General features: G+C 79.0%; 1 pseudogene. It reads left to right on the top strand.

The annotated features are described in order from the left end of the window. Nucleotides 1–271 (top strand): annotated as a pseudogene (locus tag ACSNOH_RS35325) (hypothetical protein); the annotation flags it as partial.

The following is a 271-nucleotide window of genomic DNA, read 5'->3' as shown; positions in this document are numbered from 1 at the left end:
GCGGGGGCGGACGCGGTGCGGGCGCACTTGGAGCGGCTGGAAGCGGCTCCGGCGGAGGCCGGGGAGCCGGCGCCCGCCGAGGACCCGGAGTGGCCGCCCCCGCCGGAGGACGAGGAGTACGAGGACTTCGAGCCCTTCGAGGACGACCTTCCCGCCGACCCCGACGCGTGGAACGCCCTGCCGGCGGCCCGCCCGCACTCCACTCCGCCGCAGCGGCGCACAACCCCCACCGGGGAGCCCGGCGGTGCCGAACAAAGCCGCCCCCCGCGGT

It is taken from the genome of Streptomyces sp. URMC 127 (genome assembly GCF_051386535.1).
In the GTDB taxonomy this organism is placed as follows: domain Bacteria; phylum Actinomycetota; class Actinomycetes; order Streptomycetales; family Streptomycetaceae; genus Streptomyces.
The sequence above is the reverse complement of the archived record's forward strand: the minus strand, read 5'-3'. Positions and strand labels throughout refer to the sequence as shown.